The organism is Roseibium sp. (assembly GCF_048260565.1).
Classification (GTDB): Bacteria; Pseudomonadota; Alphaproteobacteria; order Rhizobiales; family Stappiaceae; genus Roseibium.
Genome location: NZ_JBLXGP010000006.1, coordinates 231,680 through 249,347, shown reverse-complemented (window position 1 = coordinate 249,347; position 17,668 = coordinate 231,680). Strand labels below are relative to the sequence as shown.

General features: G+C 62.2%; 17 protein-coding genes and 1 other RNA gene. 4 read left to right on the top strand and 14 right to left on the bottom strand.

The genetic code is table 11. The annotated features are described in order from the left end of the window. Window positions 1–5: 5 nt before the first annotated feature. The 10 genes from sdhA to ffs form a co-directional block, all read right to left on the bottom strand. Entirely contained in the window at window positions 6–1,832 is a 1,827-nt protein-coding gene (sdhA, locus tag ACN0SO_RS15415) for a succinate dehydrogenase flavoprotein subunit (RefSeq protein WP_417679245.1), read from the bottom strand. A gap of 5 nt (window positions 1,833–1,837) precedes the next feature. Next, window positions 1,838–2,221, bottom strand: coding sequence for a succinate dehydrogenase, hydrophobic membrane anchor protein (sdhD, locus tag ACN0SO_RS15410; protein ID WP_417679243.1), 384 nt, complete (start codon window positions 2,219–2,221; stop codon window positions 1,838–1,840). An 11-nt stretch (window positions 2,222–2,232) separates the two neighbouring features. Beyond that, complete coding sequence (gene sdhC / locus ACN0SO_RS15405; RefSeq protein ID WP_417679241.1) at window positions 2,233–2,631, bottom strand: succinate dehydrogenase, cytochrome b556 subunit; 399 nt, start codon at window positions 2,629–2,631, stop codon at window positions 2,233–2,235. A 208-nt stretch (window positions 2,632–2,839) separates the two neighbouring features. Further along, window positions 2,840–3,745, bottom strand: a complete 906-nt coding sequence (locus ACN0SO_RS15400; RefSeq protein WP_417679239.1) for a glutaminase — start codon at window positions 3,743–3,745, stop codon at window positions 2,840–2,842. 36 nt (window positions 3,746–3,781) lie between these two features. Beyond that, window positions 3,782–4,474 (bottom strand): sulfate transporter family protein, encoded by a 693-nt coding sequence (locus ACN0SO_RS15395; RefSeq protein WP_417679237.1) that lies wholly within the window; start codon window positions 4,472–4,474, stop codon window positions 3,782–3,784. Window positions 4,475–4,574: 100 nt separating this feature from the next. Continuing rightward, window positions 4,575–4,961: an Imm8 family immunity protein gene (locus tag ACN0SO_RS15390; RefSeq protein ID WP_417679235.1), complete on the bottom strand. Its 387-nt coding sequence runs from the start codon at window positions 4,959–4,961 to the stop codon at window positions 4,575–4,577. A gap of 10 nt (window positions 4,962–4,971) precedes the next feature. After that, the gene (gene recR, locus ACN0SO_RS15385) at window positions 4,972–5,580 is read right to left on the bottom strand and encodes a recombination mediator RecR (protein ID WP_417679233.1); all 609 of its coding nucleotides are present in this window, start codon (window positions 5,578–5,580) and stop codon (window positions 4,972–4,974) included. Between the two features lie 14 nt (window positions 5,581–5,594). Beyond that, entirely contained in the window at window positions 5,595–5,915 is a 321-nt protein-coding gene (locus ACN0SO_RS15380; RefSeq protein WP_417679231.1) for a YbaB/EbfC family nucleoid-associated protein, read from the bottom strand. A gap of 100 nt (window positions 5,916–6,015) precedes the next feature. Next, entirely contained in the window at window positions 6,016–7,845 is a 1,830-nt protein-coding gene (locus tag ACN0SO_RS15375) for a DNA polymerase III subunit gamma/tau (RefSeq protein ID WP_417679229.1), read from the bottom strand. Between the two features lie 133 nt (window positions 7,846–7,978). Continuing rightward, an RNA gene (gene ffs, locus ACN0SO_RS15370) (signal recognition particle sRNA small type) lies at window positions 7,979–8,077 on the bottom strand. Window positions 8,078–8,256: 179 nt separating this feature from the next. On the opposite strand from ffs, the gene ACN0SO_RS15365 reads away from it, so the two are divergent. From ACN0SO_RS15365 to ACN0SO_RS15350, 4 genes are all read left to right on the top strand, one after another. Then, on the top strand, window positions 8,257–8,676 hold the full coding sequence (locus ACN0SO_RS15365; RefSeq protein ID WP_417679227.1) for an HIT domain-containing protein: 420 nt from the start codon (window positions 8,257–8,259) through the stop codon (window positions 8,674–8,676). 59 nt (window positions 8,677–8,735) lie between these two features. Further along, a complete protein-coding gene (nudC, locus tag ACN0SO_RS15360; protein ID WP_417679224.1) occupies window positions 8,736–9,686 on the top strand; it encodes an NAD(+) diphosphatase in 951 nt (316 codons plus the stop codon). Further along, window positions 9,683–10,261 (top strand): histidine phosphatase family protein, encoded by a 579-nt coding sequence (locus tag ACN0SO_RS15355; protein WP_417679222.1) that lies wholly within the window; start codon window positions 9,683–9,685, stop codon window positions 10,259–10,261. The genes nudC and ACN0SO_RS15355 overlap by 4 nt, the downstream gene beginning before the upstream one ends. Before the next feature lie 107 nt (window positions 10,262–10,368). Continuing rightward, on the top strand, window positions 10,369–11,541 hold the full coding sequence (locus tag ACN0SO_RS15350; protein ID WP_417679373.1) for a lytic murein transglycosylase: 1,173 nt from the start codon (window positions 10,369–10,371) through the stop codon (window positions 11,539–11,541). A gap of 267 nt (window positions 11,542–11,808) precedes the next feature. On the opposite strand, the gene ACN0SO_RS15345 is transcribed toward ACN0SO_RS15350, so the two are convergent. The 4 genes from ACN0SO_RS15345 to ACN0SO_RS15330 are packed head-to-tail and all read right to left on the bottom strand — an operon-like array spanning window position 11,809 to window position 17,666. Further along, a complete protein-coding gene (locus ACN0SO_RS15345; RefSeq protein WP_417679220.1) occupies window positions 11,809–13,440 on the bottom strand; it encodes an ABC transporter ATP-binding protein in 1,632 nt (543 codons plus the stop codon). A gap of 16 nt (window positions 13,441–13,456) precedes the next feature. Further along, window positions 13,457–14,593 carry an ABC transporter permease gene (locus tag ACN0SO_RS15340; RefSeq protein ID WP_417679371.1) on the bottom strand — a complete coding sequence of 379 codons (1,137 nt, stop codon included), beginning with the start codon at window positions 14,591–14,593 and terminating at the stop codon, window positions 13,457–13,459. A 51-nt stretch (window positions 14,594–14,644) separates the two neighbouring features. After that, window positions 14,645–15,760, bottom strand: a complete 1,116-nt coding sequence (locus ACN0SO_RS15335) for a microcin C ABC transporter permease YejB (protein ID WP_417679218.1) — start codon at window positions 15,758–15,760, stop codon at window positions 14,645–14,647. Window positions 15,761–15,806: 46 nt separating this feature from the next. Then, on the bottom strand, window positions 15,807–17,666 hold the full coding sequence (locus ACN0SO_RS15330; RefSeq protein ID WP_417679216.1) for an extracellular solute-binding protein: 1,860 nt from the start codon (window positions 17,664–17,666) through the stop codon (window positions 15,807–15,809). Window positions 17,667–17,668 lie beyond the last annotated feature (2 nt).

Sequence of the window (17,668 nt, the reverse complement as noted above, 5' to 3'; positions counted from 1 at the left end):
CTGCCTTAGTAGACGCGCGCCTTCGGCGCGATCTTCTTCGGGTCGATGCCGCCGTCCTCAAGCTTGGTCAGCGGTTCGGTGACAACGGGACGATACTCCAGCTTGACCTCGCCGGCCTCGCTTACGCGGGCGAGCGTGTGCTTGCGCCAGTTCTCGTCGTCGCGGCCGGCGAACGGACCGTCCTTGAAGTCCTCGCGGGCATGGGCGCCGCGGCTTTCCTTGCGGGCTTCCGCGCCGAACACCGTGGTGATGGCGTTGGCCATCAGGTTTTCCAGCTCCAGCGTTTCCACCAGATCTGAGTTCCAGATCATCGACCGGTCGGTGACTTTGATGTCCTTCAGCTCGCCCCAGATCTCCGTCAGGCGCTTGCAGCCCTGCTCCAGGCTTTCCTGGGTGCGGAAAACGGCGGCGTCTTCCTGCATGGCGCGCTGCATCTTTTCGCGCAGGTCGGCGGTCGGGGTCTTGCCGTCGGCGTTCCTGAGCCGATCGAAACGTTCCATGATCTTTTCGCAGGAGGTTTCGTTCGGCGTCGGCACGGCGGCCTTCCGGTCGATCACCTGGCCGGCACGGATCGCGGCGGCGCGGCCGAAGACCACAAGGTCGGTCAGCGAGTTGGAGCCGAGGCGGTTGGCGCCGTGCACCGAGGCGCAGGCGGCTTCGCCGACGGCCATCATGCCCGGCTGGATGCGGTCGGGATTGTCCGCGTCCGCGTTCAGCACTTCGCCCCAGTAGTTGGTCGGAATGCCGCCCATGTTGTAGTGGACCGTCGGCAGGACCGGGATCGGCTCCTTGGTCAGGTCGACACCGGCAAAGATCTTGGCCGATTCGGAAATGCCCGGGAGACGTTCCGCCAGCAGGGCCGGATCCAGGTGATCCAGGTGCAGGAAGATGTGATCCTTCTTCGGGCCGACGCCGCGGCCTTCGCGGATCTCGATGGTCATGCAGCGGGAGACCACGTCGCGGGACGCCAGGTCCTTCGCCGACGGCGCATAGCGCTCCATGAAGCGCTCGCCTTCGGAGTTGGTCAGGTAACCGCCCTCGCCGCGCGCGCCTTCGGTGATCAGGCAGCCGGCGCCGTAGATGCCGGTCGGGTGGAACTGCACGAATTCCATGTCCTGCAGCGGCAGGCCCGCACGGGCGACCATGCCGCCGCCGTCGCCGGTGCAGGTATGGGCCGAGGTACAGGAGAAATAGGACCGGCCGTAGCCGCCGGTCGCAAGCACGACCATCTTGGCGGAGAAACGGTGGATGGTGCCGTCGTCCAGGTTCCAGGCGATCACGCCCTGGCAGACGCCGTCATCCGACATGATCAGGTCGAGGGCGAAATACTCGATGAAGAATTCCGCATTGTTGCGCAGCGACTGGCCGTAGAGCGTGTGCAGGATGGCGTGGCCGGTCCGGTCGGCAGCGGCGCAGGTGCGCTGCACGGGGGGGCCTTCGCCGAAGTTCTGCATGTGGCCGCCGAACGGGCGCTGGTAGATCTTGCCTTCCTCGTTACGGGAGAAGGGCACGCCGTAGTGTTCCAGCTCGATGACGGCGGCGGGCGCTTCGCGGGCGAGGTATTCCATGGCGTCGGTGTCGCCGAGCCAGTCGGAGCCCTTCACCGTGTCGTACATGTGCCACTGCCAGCTGTCCGGCGTCATGTTGACGAGGGAGGCCGCGATCCCGCCCTGGGCGGCAACCGTGTGGGAGCGGGTCGGGAAGACCTTGCTGATGCAGGCGGTGCGGAGCCCCTGCTCGGCCATGCCGAGGGTCGCACGCAGGCCGGCGCCGCCGGCACCGACCACGACCACGTCGTAGCTGTGGTCGACGAATTCATATGTTTTGGCCATCAGGGTCAGCCTCCAAAGCCAATTTTCAGCACGGCGAAGATGCAGCCGAGGCCGATGAATACACTAAAGAACGTGTTCGCCATCAGGCTCAGTACCTTCAGGCCCTCGCCGTGGACGTAGTCCTCGATGATGACCTGCATGCCGAGCTTCATGTGATAGATGCCCGACAGGATCACCAAGAGAAGGACGATCGAGACGAGAGGGTTCTTCAGGCATTCGATAACGTCGCCGTGGGAAGAGCCCTGCAACGAAATCACCAGAATGACGAAGAAGGAGATCAGGAACACGTTGGCGAAGGCCGTCAGACGCTGCTTCCAGAAATGATCGGTGCCTTCCTTGGCGGAGCCGAGGCCGCGGACCTTACCGAGGGGAGTGCGCATATCAGTCATTGTCTTCTCCCTCAGCGAACCGCGTAGCCGATGATCCAGAGCACGATCGTGAGCGTGACCGAGCCGATGATCGTGGCGCGCGCCAGCCACTCGCGGGCCTCGCGTCCGAAACCGGCGCCCATGTCCCAGATGAAGTGGCGCAGTCCGCCGAGCATGTGGTGCACAAGGGCCCAGGTGAAGCCGAACAGAATCAGCCGGCCGATGAACGAGCCGTAGATCCCGTTGACGAAATCGAAATACTCCGGTCCCGCGGCAGCGGCGATCAGCCACCAGGCGAGCAGGATCGTTCCGAAGTAGAGGGCTGCGCCGGTGATACGGTGCAGGATCGACATGACCATCGTCAGGATCGGCTTGTAGATCTGTAGATGGGGCGACAAGGGGCGGTTGCCCCGCAGGTCGGCATTCGACATGGAACTTCTCTCCCGTACGACGCCTGCTTACGTTTACGTTAGCGTAAGCAATTCAAGGCGTTGTCCTGATGCGTTCTAGCGCTAAGATACCGTCCCGTCAAAGCATCCAATGGATGAATCTGAATTGTTTTTCGCTGGAGCGGTTCAAAATCGCATGCACCTCAAGCCTCAAAAGGCAGCTAAGCATTGAAGCAAAAGGAACTTGCGCTCAGCCGAAGACGGACCAACCGGTTTTTCTGGCAAACATTTCCATCGCTTCGGTGCCGAGTTTGGAGTTGCCGTAGCGGTTGAGCCCCGGAGACCAGACCGCGATCGAGGCCTTGCCCGGCGCGATCACAAGAATGCCGCCGCCGACCCCGCTTTTGCCCGGTAGGCCGACACGGAAGGCAAAGTCGCCGGAACCGTCGTAGTGACCGCAGGTCATCATCAGGGCCGCAATCCGCCGCCGGCGTTCGGGAGACACCAGCTTCGGGCTGTCTTCTGCCTCGACCAGGAACCGGCCGGCCAGGGCGAGCTGGCGGCAGCTCATCTCGATGCCGCACTGGTGGCAATAGGTGCCGAAGACCTGATCCGCCGGGGAATGCAGATTGCCGAAGGAGGCCAGATAATGCGCGAGCGCGATGTTCCGATGACCGGTCGCGATTTCCGAGCGGGCCACCATTTCATTGATGTGGATGGCATCGTCATCGGAAGCGGCGCGGACGAAACGCAGGAGTTGCCCAAGGGCCTCCTTCGGCCTCGCCCCGGTCAGATAGATGTCGGTCGCGATCAGCGCGCCGGCATTGATGAAGGGATTGCGCGGGATACCCTCTTCCCGTTCAAGAAGAAGAAGCGAGTTGAAGGAAAGGCCGGACGGCTCACGGCCGACCCGGCGCCACAATTGATCGCCGACCTTGCCCAGCGCCAGGGCAAGCGCGAAGACCTTGGACACCGACTGGATGGAAAACGGCACATCCGCATCGCCCGCGACATGGACCTCGCCATCGGCGGTGGCGACGCAAATGCCGAACTGGTGCGGATCGATCTTGGCAAGTTCGGGAATATAGGTGGCCACGCCGCCGCGATCCGGGGAGAGGCCGATTTTCGTGTAGATGTCGTCCAGGAGATCCTTCATGCCGGCCCGTCAGCAAGTTTTCAAACGGCCACGCCGCTATCCCCTCCCAGCTTCTCCATAACGCGCGGCCTGTCCAGCGGAAACCTGCTTGAACACATGCATCATGAAGATCGTGGCGAAGATGGGCGTGATCAGGTTGAGGATCGGAACGGCCAGAACGCCGGCGATAACCAGCCCGCCCATGAAGACGGTCCCGTTTTTGGCCTTGCGCAGACGTTTTGCCTCCTCGACCGGCATGAAGCGGGTCGCGGCGAATTCGAAGAACTCCCGGCCGAGCAGGTAGCCGTTGACGACGAAGAAGGCGACCAGGTTGATGCCGGGAACCAGGAGCAGCAGCAGCGCGAAGATGTTGCCGAGGATCACCACGCCGGTGAACTTCACCGCCAGGAAGATCGAAGGCATCAGGGCCATGGCCTTGCCCGGCGGGTCGGACGGATAGTGCTGCGTCTCGACGATATCGGCGATCTCGTCCTGAAACAGGCCTGCGAACAGGGCGGAGACGGGCGCGATCAGGAAGCCGAGACCGATGATGGCGCCGACCCCGGTCAGGATCGAGAGCGCCGTGTCCAGCCAGGGATAGGGAAGGTCGACGAAGCCTGCGACCAACCCTTGAAGCGCGATCCAGATGACCAGAAGAACCGCGAGGGTAAAGCCCAGCATTTTCCAGAAAATGGCCCGAAAGGGCTTTTCGAAGACCTGCCCGAAGGCACGGGAAGCGGCTGAGAGCATCTGGTTCCTTGCGCGGTTAGAAACGGACAGCCCCGACATAAGTGCGCAGGCGTTGTGGTGCAAGGGCAATGTGGACAAAGGCTCAACCACCGGATTGGCCCTAATAAGGGGCTGGTTTCATGCCTTCGTACTCCCAATTAAAATGCTCCCGGAGGCAATCCATCCATTGCTCGAAACGATCCGACGCACAGCGGTCGACAAGCGCCAGGATCTGCGCTTCGACTTCATCCGGATCGAACCGCTCACATTTGATGAATTTCCAGCTGGCCTTCTGTTTACCCGACTGTCTGACGTTATACCGGTCTCGGCCACACAGAATCGTTATACTGAAGTCGTCGCCGTAGGGCTTTCCGGTGTCATTAATTGTCAGCCGGGCGAGCATCGTCAGGTCATCGGCTGGCAGAATTTCCCGAATGTCGAAAACGGGCCAGTAGCCGTTTCCGGCGTACCGGAATTCCCAAGCCACGACATAGAGTTTTCCGGTCACGCTGCTCCCCCTAGAACTGCGTGCGTGCCTTCAGTGCCTGGGCAAGGGTGCCCTCGTCGAGATAATCGAGTTCTCCGCCGACCGGAACGCCGTGGGCCAGGCGAGTGACCTTTACGTCAAGGTGAGACAGTTGATCGGTGACGTAATGGGCCGTGGTCTGGCCCTCCACGGTGGCATTGATCGCCAGGATCACTTCCTCGATGGCCTCGCTGCCGCAGCGCTCGATCAGAGGGGCGATGTTGAGGTCTTCCGGTCCGACACCGTCGAGCGGCGACAGGTTTCCGCCAAGCACATGATAGCGCGCGTTGATGGCCGCGGCCCGTTCCAGGGCCCAGAGATCGGCGACGTCTTCCACCACCACCAGAACGCTCTGGTCGCGGCGCGGATCGGAACAGATGGCGCAAGGGTCGGAGGTGTCGACCGTTCCGCAGACCGAACAGATGCCGATCTTGTCCACCGCCACGCCCATGGCCTCGGCGAGCGGCACCAGAAGCTGATCTTTCTTCTTGATCAGATGCAGCGCGGCGCGGCGCGCCGAGCGCGGCCCCAGTCCGGGCAGCTTCGCCAGAAGCTGAATCAGCCGCTCGATTTCCGGTCCGACGACCTTGTTCTGCGCCATTTACGGGCCTGACCTTAGAACGGCAGCTTCATTCCGGCGGGAAGGCCGAGGCCGCTCATCATTTCCTGGGTCTTTTCCTGCATGGCCTGCTCTACCTTGGCCTTGGCCTCGTTGTGAGCCGCGATGATCAGGTCCTCGAGGATCTCGACGTCTTCTTCCTTGAACATGGACGGGTCGATCTTGACGGCGCGCAGCTCGCCCTTGCCGCCGACCTTCACGCTCACCATGCCGCCGCCGGCGGAGCCTTCGGCTTCGATTTCGGCGATCTCTTCCTGCAGGGAGCCCATCTGCTCCTGCATCTGCTTTGCCTGTTTCATCATCTTGAGGAAGTCCATGGGCTCATTCTCCATCTGATGCGCCTTGCCCGATCCAATTCGGACTTTGCTTGTGGCAGGCTTAGTCTAAGGGAAAACAGAGAGCAAACGGGAATTTCGTCTACTCGTCGTCGGCATCGTCGTCGCCCAGCGCCTCGACCAGAAGCGGATCGGCAAGCTCTTCGTCCTCGTCGGTCTCCTGGACGCTGACGTTGACGATCTTCGCGCCGGGAAACTGGCCGAGCAGGGCGGCGACCGTCGGGTGTGCACGGGCATCGGACAGGAGCATTTCCCGGTTTGCCTCACGCTCCTCGTGAATCGTCGGACGCCCTTGCGCGCGGCTGACGCTCACGATCCAGCGGGTGCCGGTCCACTCCGTCAGCTTGCGGCCGAACTCGCCGGCAATATCCGCCGAAGCGTCTTCCGTCGGTTGGATCTCGATCCGGCCCGGCTCGAACTTGACGAGGCGCATCTGGCGTTCGATGGCGACCTTCATCGGGATATCACGCTTTTCCGAAGCGAGTGCCGCGCAGTCCTGCAGGGAGCCGAGAGCAACCGCCGGAACGGCCGGCTGAACCTGGGGGGCGGCCTGAGGCCGGATCTGGGGCGGCCGTTGCGCGCCGCCGCCGGCGATGGCGGCAAGCTTCGGACGCGGCTCGAAGGAGGCGGTCGGGCCGCCGCCGCCGGGTCCGCCAGACCCGCCAGAAGAACCACTTGGGGCAGGCGCCCCGCCACCGGCGGAAATCGTTCCGCCGCTTTTCAGAAGTGCCAGCGCCTCGCCCGGATCGGGCAGATCGGCCGCATAGGCCAGGCGGACCAGGACCATGTCGGCGGCCGCGAGCGGCTTGGGGGCGGCCTGCACTTCCTGAACGCCTTTCAGAAGGATCTGCCAGGCGCGGGACAAGGCGCGCACAGACAGCTTTTCGGCGAACTCGTGGCCTTTCAGCCGTTCCGTTTCGGTGACCGATACATCCTCGCCCGCCTTCGGCACGACCTTCATCCGGGTGACCAGATGGGTGAAATCGGCCAGATCCGTCAGCACGATCGCAGGGTCGGCGCCGACCTGGTACTGGGCGGCGAGTTCTTCCATGGCTTCGGCGACACGGCCGGCCATGACATGGCCGAACAGATCGATCACCCGCGCCCGGTCGGCAAGACCGAGCATCTGGCGGACCTCATCGGCCTCGATCGCGCCGGCGCCGTGGGCCATGGCCTGATCGAGCAGGGAAAGCGAGTCGCGCGCCGAGCCTTCGCCGGCACGGGCAATCAGGGTCAGGGCCTCGTCGGTGATCTGAATGCCTTCGGCACCGGATATGCGGCGCAGGAGACCGACCAGCTTCGGCTGCTCGATCCGGCGCAGGTCGAACCGCTGGCAGCGGGACAGGACCGTGATCGGAACTTTTCGGATTTCGGTGGTGGCGAAAATGAACTTCACATGCTCGGGCGGCTCCTCGAGCGTCTTCAGCAGGCCGTTGAAAGCCGCCGTCGACAGCATGTGCACTTCGTCGATGATGTAGACCTTGTAACGTGCCGTCGCCGGGCGGTAGCGCGCCGCGTCGGTGATCTCGCGAATGTCGTTGATGCCGGTGTGGGAGGCGGCGTCCATCTCGATGACGTCCACGTGCCGGCCTTCCATGATGGCGCGGCAATGGGTGCCTTCCTTCTCCAGCCTGACCGTCGGCTTGTCGGCCTCACCGGGAACCTCGTAGTTGAGGCCACGGGCCAGGATGCGGGCGGTGGTGGTCTTGCCGACCCCGCGCACGCCGGTCAGCATCCAGGCCTGGGCGATGCGCCCGGTCTCGAACGCGTTTTCCAGCGTCTGTACCATAGGCTCCTGGCCGACCAGATCCTCAAAGGTCTGGGGCCGGTATTTACGGGCCAGCACCCGGTAGGCGCCGTCTTTCGCAGCCCCGGTCTTCACGCCGTCTTCAGGAAAAGCCATCTCGTCCATGGGCGCACCATACCGCCTTTTTTGCGCCGGTGTCGTGATCCTTTTCCGATTTTTCTGTGAACCATCGGCAAAAGAAATCAGGGCAAGGCGTGGCAACCTTGCTGACCAGTCGAACACGGACTTTCAGGAGAGGGTGGGAGGCTGGCACGGTGACCCGTGCCGAGATCTCGTTAGGGCTGCTTCCTTCCGGACCTGACCCGGTTGGCGAGTGGCTCGTCCACCACCAACCTCCCGAGGCCCTTATATCAGAACGAAGGGGGCCTTTGGCAAGGGGGAGAACGGAATTGTTTGACGGCCGGGCTGATACCGTAAAAACCGGTCCGCCAAGCCCCTCGCCCAAGCCTCTCGCCAAGGCTTCTTTTCATGGTGTAGGCTGTCCGCGTTTTCATTCCTGATGCGGACCCCCATTCCATGATCCAGTTCGATCTCAATCCCCGTCTCGAAGGGGACAGCTACCCGGTCGCGGACCTCGACCTGTGCGCCATCCGGCTGATGAAGGATGCCAATTATCCCTGGGTCCTGATGGTGCCGCGCAAGTCCGACCTGATCGAAATCATCGATCTGGACGCCCAAGAGCGAGGGCGGCTGATGGAGGAGATCGCCGCCGTCTGCGAGGCCTTGAAGAAGGTGACCGACTGCGAGAAGCTCAACGTCGGAGCGCTCGGCAACCAGGTTCCCCAATTGCATGTGCATGTGATCGCCCGCTTCCGGGACGATGCGGCCTGGCCCGGCCCGGTCTGGGGGGTCGTGCCGCCCAAACCCTACGACCATGACAAGGCGGATCAGGTCATCGCCGCGCTCAAGTCCGCGCTCACCGGTTCATCGGACTGATATCCACCGGCGACACCGACCGCCGGACGCCCCCCGCATTCAACGCCAAGGATCTTCTCATGACGGCATCGGCAGAAAAGCCGCATGATCGTGCACCGGTCATGAATTTCATCGACAACAGGCTCGACCGCCTCGCAAACCTGCGGGGCGACACGGACTGGATCAAGGGCCAGCTTTCCCGCAGCGATACCGAGATCGTCCTGTCCACCGCGAACCGGCTGGTTCTGCCCGCAGGCAGCCCTTCACAAATCGGACTGCCGCTCGGCAGAGCAGTCGAACTGGGCGCCGATCTTGAGGAGATGATTTTCCTCGGTCTGGATGGCGAAGGAACCCGCCCTTACTTCGCCGCCACGCTTCCGGGCAGCGACGAGGAAATGGAGGCGATCGACGGTGTCAGGGTCATCGACCTGCGTACGCTGGCGCTGGAGGCGGAGCATTCCCGGGAACACCTGAGTGTCCTGTCCCAGGCCAGGGCGCTGGTTCACTGGCATCGCACCCACCGGTTCTGTTCGCGCTGCGGGAAGCCGACGAAGCTCGCGGAAGCCGGCTACCGGCGCGATTGCCCGTCCTGCGAGGGGCAGCATTTCCCGCGCACCGATCCATGCGTGATCATGCTGATCACCGACGGCGACCGGGCTCTGCTCGGACGGCCGCCGCGGCTGGCGGAAGGCATGTTCACCACCCTTGCCGGCTTCATGGAACCGGGCGAGACCATCGAGCAGGCGGTCCGCCGGGAAACCTTCGAGGAAGCCGGTATCCGGGTCGGCGACGTGCGTCTGATCTCCAACCAGCCCTGGCCCTTTCCCGCCAATCTCATGCTCGGTTGCCACGGCGACGCTCTGTCGAGCGAGATTTCCATCGGCGACGACGAACTGGAAGCCTGCCGCTGGTGCGACCGGGCGGAAGTGCGCCAGATGGTGGACGGCACGCACCCGCTGGGTCACCGTATTCCCCCGGCCATTTCCATCGCCCATGAGCTGATAACCGGTTGGCTTGAAGAAGCAAATTGAGTTTTTGCGTCTATCTCACCCACCCCGAAGTCGCCATCGATCCTGAGGTTCCGGTTCCCGACTGGGGGCTTTCCGACCTGGGCCGAAGCCGCGCACGTCTGGCCATCGACCAGCCATGGGCGCCTGTGATCCGCCATGTGGTTGCGAGTGGAGAGAGGAAGGCGGTCGAGACGGCCGAAATCTTTGCATCTGCGTTCGGGCTTCCCGTCCGGAAAATCGACGCGATGCATGAAAACGACAGGTCATCGACCGGATTTCTGCCACCTGAGCGGTTTGAACCCATGGCCGATGCCTTCTTCGCCAACCCAACAAGCTCCGTTCGCGGCTGGGAACCGGCAGCAGACGCGCAGACCCGGATCGTCGAAGCGGTCCATGCAGTCCTGGCCGCGATCCCAAAAGACGACCCGGTGCTGTTTGCCGGCCATGGCGGTGTCGGAACGCTTCTCAAATGCCACCTCCTCAACACGCCGATTTCACGCGCATATGACCAGACCGGCGGCGGGCATTGGTATCTGTTCACCAGGCAGCAGTTTGCGGAGCAATCTGCAGAGGCCCTCGACTGGATCCGACTCTAGGAGAGTTCCCGCATGTCGGGTGAGGCATCTATGCTAGGTTTGCTTCCGGTCCCCGATCAAAGGAGCGATTCGTGATCAAGGCACTTGGTATCTTCCCGCTGATTTTCATGCTGGCCGGATTTGCCCTGCCGGCCTGGTCCGGGCCTTATGACACCGAGTTCAAGGCCTATCTGGAAAACGACGTGATCCCCGCCGCAAGGAAGGCCGGCGTCTCGTCCCAGACGCTTCAGCGCGAACTCAAAGGCCTGACACCGGACACATCGCTTCCCGGCCTCGTCGGTCCGGGCGGCAAGGGAGAACCGCCGAAGATCAATTTCCAGGCGGAGTTTCGCGAACCGGCGAATTATTTCAAGGACAGCCAGTTCAACGCCCTGGTCGGACCGGGACGCCGGAAGATGCAGCAGCATGCGGCGGTCCTTGCGAAAATCGAACAGCGCTACGGCGTGCCGAAGCGGATCATTCTGGCGATCTGGGCCCGGGAATCGGGCTATGGGGGCGCGAAAATTCCCCATGACGCCATCCGGGTCCTGGCAACGCGCGCCTTCATGGGACAGCGCCCCGAGTTCTTCAAGGACGAACTCATTGCCGCGCTCAAGATCCTGCAAAGCGGCGACGTTTCAAGGGCGGCGATGAAAAGCTCCTGGGGCGGGGCCATGGGCCAGCCGCAATTCCTGCCGTCGAGTTTCCTGAAATACGCCGTCGATTTCGACGGAGACGGGCACCACAACATCTGGAACTCCGATGTCGACGCCATGGCGTCGATCGCCAACTATCTTGCAAAGCATGGCTGGGTCAGCGGCCGGGACTGGGGCTACGAGGTGTTCCTGCCGGACACGGTTTCCTGCACGCGCGAAGGCCCGGACAACCGCCAGCCCATCCGCGACTTCGTCAAGGAAGGCGTGAAACGGGTCAGTGGCAAGCCGTTTCCCGATCATGAACTCTCACGGCCGGGCAACATCCTGATGCCCGCCGGCCGTTACGGTCCGGCCTTCATCGCAACGGAAAACTTCTACGTCCTGAAGGACTATAACGAGAGCGACACCTACGCGCTTTTCGTCGGTCATCTCGCGGACCGGTATTCCAGCAACAACGGGTTTGCCGGCGCATGGAAGCCGACGAAGAAGACCACTCGCGGCGCCGTGCGTACCCTCCAGCAGGTTCTGGAGAAAAAAGGCTATGACGTGGGCGGCGCGGACGGTCTCATCGGCTACAAGACCCGCCGGTCCATCGGCAAGGACCAGGAAAAGAACGGCTATTTCGCAACCTGCTGGGTGGGTTAGAGCATCGTGCGATAACTTTGATCCATTTGATGTCTGAAAGCAGTTCACTCGGTCAGGCGCGTCGTGAAGCACGATGCGGTGCATCGTGCGAGCGGCGCAACGCAGCCGATGGGCTTCTTTCAGACACCCGAAGGGCCGGGCTCTTTTGCCCGCTGACTGTGTTGGCTCGCGCTTGTGGTGGGAAACACCACGGCGCGCAATCCGCCTTGTCAGCAGACAAAAGCGCGCCGGTCAAATGGTTCAAAGTTATCGCACGATGCTCTAGGTCTATTCGCTGACCACACCCTCCGGCGCGGTTTCCAGATGGAATGCCGCTGCCATGAGCGCCTTGGTATAGGCGGTCTTCGGACTTTCGAAGATTTCCTCCGCAGACCCCGCCTCGACCACCTTGCCCTGCCGCATGACAATCACATCGTTGGCAAGTGCGCGCACGACCTTGAGATCGTGGGAAATGAACAGGTAGGCCAGCCCATGGGCCTTCTGCAGGTCGCGCAGGAGATCGACCACCTGGGCCTGCACGCTCATGTCCAGCGCGGAGGTCGGTTCGTCCAGCATGACGAATTTCGGTTCCAGCACCATGGCGCGGGCGACCGAAATGCGCTGGCGCTGGCCACCGGAAAACTCGTGCGGATAGCGGAAGCGTGTCGAGCCATCGAGCCCGACCTCCTCCAGGGCCTTGGCGACCTTGCGGTCGCGCTCCTGTGCGGACAGATCCGGAAAATGCACCTGCAGGCCCTCGCCGACGATATCGGACACCGACATGCGCGGCGACAGCGCGCCGAACGGGTCCTGGAAGACGATCTGCATGTCCCGGCGAAGCGGGCGCATTTCCTTCCAGGAATTCTCCTGGATGTCGCGTCCGTTGAAGCTGATCTTTCCCGTCGAGGAAATCATCCGGAGAATGGCAAGGCCCAGCGTCGTCTTGCCGGATCCGCTCTCCCCGACGATCCCGAGCGTCTGTCCTTTGCGGACGGTAACGTCGATGCCGTCGACGGCCTTCACGTGGCCCACCGTCTTGCGCAGAAAACCGCGCTTGATCGGAAACCAGACCTTCAGGTCCTCGGCCTCGACCACGACCGGCTTCGTCTGGTCGGAAACGGGCGGCTTGCCCTTGGGCTCAGCGGCAAGCAGATGTCTGGTGTAGGGATGCTGCGGATTATCGAAGATATCCTTCACCGGCCCGTGCTCGACGATCTGACCCTTTGTCATGACGCAGACCCGATCGGCGAACTTGCGCACGATGCCCAGATCATGGGTGATGAACAGCATGGCCATATGGCGCTCGGCCTGCAGATCCTTCAATAGCTTCAGGATCTGCGCCTGCACGGTCACATCGAGCGCCGTCGTCGGTTCGTCGGCAATCAGGAGGTCCGGTTCGTTGGCAAGCGTCATGGCGATCATGACGCGCTGACGCTGACCGCCCGAGAGCTGGTGCGGGTAGGAATTGAGCCGGCTTTCCGGATCGTGGATGCCGACCTGGTTCAAGAGCTCCAGAACGCGCGCGCGCGCCTTGGTGTCGCTCATGCCCCTGTGGACCTTCAGGATCTCCGATACCTGCCGCTCGACCGTGTGCAGCGGATTGAGCGAGGTCATCGGCTCCTGGAAGATCATGGAGATCTCGTTGCCGCGCACCTTGCGCATCGCCTTTTCGTCGGCCTTGAGCAGGTCGTCGCCGCGGTAAAGGATTTCGCCCGAGGGATGGGACGCCGCCGGATAGGGCAGCAGCTTCAGGATCGACAGGGCGGAAATGGACTTGCCCGATCCGCTCTCGCCGACGAGCGCAACCGTCTCGCCCTTCCGGATGTCGAAGGAAACGCGGTCCAGCGCCAGATTGGTCTTGCCGGCCTGGGTGAAGGCGACGGAGAGATCCTTGACGGAAACCAGGGTGTCTGAGGTCATGTCGGTCATCCCATCCTCACCCGAGGCTCTTGCGCGGATCGAAGGCGTCGCGGACGGCTTCGCCGATGAAGATCAGCAGGCTCAACATGAGCGAGATCACGATGAAGCCGGTGATGCCGAGCCAGGGCGCCTGAAGGTTGTTCTTGCCCTGGGCAAGCAGTTCGCCAAGGGAAGCCGATCCGGGCGGCAGACCGAAGCCGAGGAAGTCGAGGGCCGTCAGGGTCGAGATCGATCCGTTCAGGATGAAGGGCATGAAGGTCAGGGTCGCCACCATCGCATTGGGAAGCAGGTGGCGCCACATGATGACCGGGTTGGAAACGCCCAGCGCCCGCGCCGCCGCGATGTATTCGAAGTTCCGGCCGCGGAGGAATTCCGCGCGCACCACACCGACCAGCGCCACCCAGGAGAAGGCGAGCAGGATCGTGAACAGGGTCCAGAAGCCGGGAACCAGCACGGAAGAGACGATCAGGATCAGGTAGAGCGTCGGGATCGCCGTCCAGATCTCGATGAACCGCTGGAAAAGCAGATCGACCCAGCCGCCGTAGTAGCCCTGAACCGCACCGGCGGCAACGCCGATCACCGAGGAGGCCAGGGTCAGGGCAAGACCGAACAGAACGGATATCCGGAAGCCGTAAACAAGACGAGCGAGCACGTCGCGGCCCTGGTCGTCGGTTCCGAACCAGTTCCAGTTGCCGATAACACAATTCGGATCGTCCGCGCCCAGCGGATAGCGCTGGCAGCGCTCCTTCTTGTCCATCATCCAGGACGGCGGCGCCGGCGCGGGCACCGGAATCGCGTTGTTCACGGTGCGATAGGAGTAGCGGACCGGCGGCCACAGCATCCAGCCGTTGGCGTTGATCTCGTCCTGAACGAACGGATCGCGGTAGTCGGTGATCGCAAGGAAGCCGCCGAACTTTTCTTCCGGATAATTGACGAAAATCGGCGCCAGGATCTCGCCCTTGTAGGAGACGAGGACCGGCCGGTCGTTGATCAGGAATTCGGCACCCAGTGACAGAACGAAGAGAACCAGAAAGATCCAGAGCGACCAGAAACCGCGCCGGTTCGCCTTGAAATTGACAAGGCGACGTTTGTTGATCGGCGACAGGGCAAAGCGGGCGGGCGGCGGCGCGGTTTCCTCGGCCAGAGGGTTCATGACGTCGAGGCCGGTGTCTTCGAGGTCTTTATTCAGGCGGCTATCCACTTGTCAGACCTCCCTGCTCTCGAAGTCGATGCGGGGATCGATCCAGGTGTAGGTAAGGTCGGAGATGAGGTTCACCAGAAGGGCCATCAGCGAGAAGATATACAGCGTGGCGAAGACCACCGCGTAGTCGCGGTTGATCACCGATTCGAAGCCCAGCAGTCCGAGCCCGTCGAGCGAGAAGATCGTCTCAATCAGCAGGGATCCCGCGAAGAATGATGAGATGAAGGCACCGGGGAAGCCTGCGACCACGATGAGCATGGCATTCCGGAACACGTGGCCGTAGAGCACCTGCCGCTCGGTCAGCCCCTTGGAGCGGGCCGTGACCACATATTGCTTACGGATCTCGTCCAGGAACGAGTTTTTTGTCAAAAGCGTCGTCGTCGCAAAGGCCGACAGGGCCATTGCGGTCAGCGGCAGGACCAGATGCCAGAAATAATCGGCGATCCGCGCCGGCCAGGACAGGCTTTCCCAGTTCTCCGAGGTCAGCCCGCGCAAGGGGAAGATATCGAAGAACGACCCCCCGGCGAAAAGCACGATCAGGAGCACCGCGAACAGGAAGCCGGGAATGGCATAGGCGACGATGATGACGCCCGAAGTCCAGATGTCGAACTTCGTGCCGTCCGATACGGCTTTTCGAATCCCGAGCGGAATCGAGATCCCATATGAGATCAGCGTCATCCAGAGGCCGAGCGAAATCGAAACCGGCATTTTCTCCAGGATCAGGTCGGTAATCCGGATATCCCGGAAATAACTGTCACCGAAGTCGAACCGCGCATAGTCCCAAAGCATGGTCAGGAAACGTTGCAGAGGCGGCTTGTCGAACCCGAACTGGGCCTCCAGCTGCTTGATGAATTCCGGGTCGAGCCCCTGCGAGCCGCGGTATTTCGACGTGACGCTGTCGCCGGCACCGCCGCCGGAGGCCTCGCCCATGGTTCCGCCCATATCGCTGCCGCCGCCGGAAATGCGTGCCGTAGCGGACACATCGGTTCCCGAAAGTTGAGCGATCACGCGCTCCACCGGTCCGCCCGGAGCGAACTGGATGATGGCGAAATTGATTGCCATGATGCCGATCAGGGTCGGGATCATCAGGAGAAGGCGTCGGAGAATATAGGCGCCCATATCGGTCTTTCACTGCCTCTTTCGCTGCGGCATGTCAGGTTTTATCCTAACCGTCCTTGCCGATCTTTTTCGCCTTTTCCGTGTCGACCCACCATGTGGTTTCAACAGGCAAATCGTAAAACGGCGGTTTGCCCGGGCGACCGAACATATCCCAATAGGCCACCAGATGGTTCGGATTATACCACTGCGGCACCGCATAATAGCCGGCGCGCAGGACCCGATCGAGCGCGCGGGCGGCAATCGTCATATCCTCGCGGGTTTCGGCCGCCAGGGCCGTCTCGATCAGGGCATCGACCACCGGATCCGCAATACCCGCCGCATTGTGACTGCCCGGCTGGGAGGCCGCGCGGGACCCCCACAGCTGCCGGATGGAATCACTCAGCGTCGCGCCGGTCATAACCCTCTGGGTCGTGACATCAAAATCGAAGTCCTTCATCCGGGACTGGTACTGGGCCGGGTCGACCAGGCGGAAATTGGCCTCGATCCCGAGGAGCCTCAGGTTCTCCGCATACGGCAGCACAACCCGCTTGAACACAGGCGCCCGGTCGAGGAACTCGATCGTCAGCGGCTTCCCGTCCGGACCATTGAGAATAGTCCCGTTCCGCGTGCACCCCGCCTCGCTCAACAGCCGGGCGGCCTGACGCAACAGCGACCGGTCGGATTTCGACCCGTCGGAAACCGGCGGCACCGGAGCTTCTTCGAAAACGTCCGCAGGCACCTGATCCCTGAAGGGTTCCAGAAGGGCAAGCTCCGCCGTCGACGGCTTGCCTTCCGCCTTCATGTCCGAATTCTCGAAATAGGACGCCGATCGGGTGTAAAGGCCGTAGAAAAGCACCTCATTGGTCCATTCGAAGGCGAAGGCCAACCCGAGAGCCTTGCGGACCCGGGGATCCTTGAACTTGTCGAGGCGGGTGTTGAAATACCAGGCCTGGGCGCCCGCAGGCCGGTTGTCCACGATCTCCTCGCGGACCACCCGCCCGTCCTGAACTGCGGGGAAGTCATATCCCGTTGCCCAGATCTTGGAGGTGAACTCCTCCTGAAACGTGATCACGCCTTTCTTGAAGGCTTCGAACCCGGCCTGGCGTTCACGGAAGAAATCCACACGGATGATATCGAAATTATAGTGTCCGACGACGGTAGGCAGGTCCTTTGCCCAGTAGTCCTTCACCTTTTCATATTCGACATAACGCCCGACCGCATGATCCCCGACCCTGTAGGGGCCTGAGGACACCGGCGGTGTCAGCGTCGACTGTTTGAAGTCGTAATCGGTGTAGTAGCGTTTGGAGAAGATCGGCAGGCCGGCGACGAACAGAGGCAATTGCCGGGTCTGTTTGCCGGAAAACCGGACGGCGACACGGGCTTCGTCCAGCACCTCGGTATCGACCAGTTCCTGGAGGGTCTGGCTGATCTGCGGGTGGCCGTCGGCCTTGAGGAGCATGATCGAAAACGCGACATCCTCCGCCGTCAATTTCGAGTCGTCGTGAAATTTCGCTTCCGGGCGCAGGTTGAACACAAAGGTGTTGCCATCGTCCGAAACCTCGACGCTTTCGGCCAGCAGCCCGTACATGGCGTCCGGTTCGTCCAGGGCCCGAACCATCAGCGTATCGAAGCACAGTTCCATACGCGGCGGAGCATCGCCCTTCAGGATGAAAGTGTTGAAGGTATTGTAGGTCTGTGTGTTCTGATTATAGGCCCAACTGGGCGGCCGGAAATTGATCCTGCCGCCCCTGGGGGCTTGCGGGTCGACGTAGTCGAAATGAGAAAAGCCCGCCGGGTATTTCAGGTCCCCGAAGACCGACAGGCCATGCACCCTGTCACCGGCAAGGGCGGGAAGCATCAGGCCCGGAACATTCCAGAGCGCGGCGGCGGCGCCCGCGCCCTTCAGGATCGTACGTCTGGAAACCATAT

Bases quoted from the DNA above. Each gene is read 5' to 3' on its own strand.
- sdhA (WP_417679245.1), bottom strand. From the start codon at position 1,832: ATGGCCAAAACATATGAATTCGTCGACCACAGCTACGACGTGGTCGTG.
- sdhD (WP_417679243.1), bottom strand. From the start codon at position 2,221: ATGACTGATATGCGCACTCCCCTCGGTAAGGTCCGCGGCCTCGGCTCC.
- sdhC (WP_417679241.1), bottom strand. From the start codon at position 2,631: ATGTCGAATGCCGACCTGCGGGGCAACCGCCCCTTGTCGCCCCATCTA.
- ACN0SO_RS15400 (WP_417679239.1), bottom strand. From the start codon at position 3,745: ATGAAGGATCTCCTGGACGACATCTACACGAAAATCGGCCTCTCCCCG.
- ACN0SO_RS15395 (WP_417679237.1), bottom strand. From the start codon at position 4,474: ATGCTCTCAGCCGCTTCCCGTGCCTTCGGGCAGGTCTTCGAAAAGCCC.
- recR (WP_417679233.1), bottom strand. From the start codon at position 5,580: ATGGCGCAGAACAAGGTCGTCGGACCGGAAATCGAGCGGCTGATTCAG.
- ACN0SO_RS15380 (WP_417679231.1), bottom strand. From the start codon at position 5,915: ATGGACTTCCTCAAGATGATGAAACAGGCAAAGCAGATGCAGGAGCAG.
- ACN0SO_RS15375 (WP_417679229.1), bottom strand. From the start codon at position 7,845: ATGGACGAGATGGCTTTTCCTGAAGACGGCGTGAAGACCGGGGCTGCG.
- ACN0SO_RS15365 (WP_417679227.1), top strand. From the start codon at position 8,257: ATGATCCAGTTCGATCTCAATCCCCGTCTCGAAGGGGACAGCTACCCG.
- nudC (WP_417679224.1), top strand. From the start codon at position 8,736: ATGACGGCATCGGCAGAAAAGCCGCATGATCGTGCACCGGTCATGAAT.
- ACN0SO_RS15350 (WP_417679373.1), top strand. From the start codon at position 10,369: ATGCTGGCCGGATTTGCCCTGCCGGCCTGGTCCGGGCCTTATGACACC.
- ACN0SO_RS15345 (WP_417679220.1), bottom strand. From the start codon at position 13,440: ATGACCTCAGACACCCTGGTTTCCGTCAAGGATCTCTCCGTCGCCTTC.
- ACN0SO_RS15340 (WP_417679371.1), bottom strand. From the start codon at position 14,593: ATGAACCCTCTGGCCGAGGAAACCGCGCCGCCGCCCGCCCGCTTTGCC.
- ACN0SO_RS15335 (WP_417679218.1), bottom strand. From the start codon at position 15,760: ATGGGCGCCTATATTCTCCGACGCCTTCTCCTGATGATCCCGACCCTG.
- ACN0SO_RS15330 (WP_417679216.1), bottom strand. From the start codon at position 17,666: ATGGTTTCCAGACGTACGATCCTGAAGGGCGCGGGCGCCGCCGCCGCG.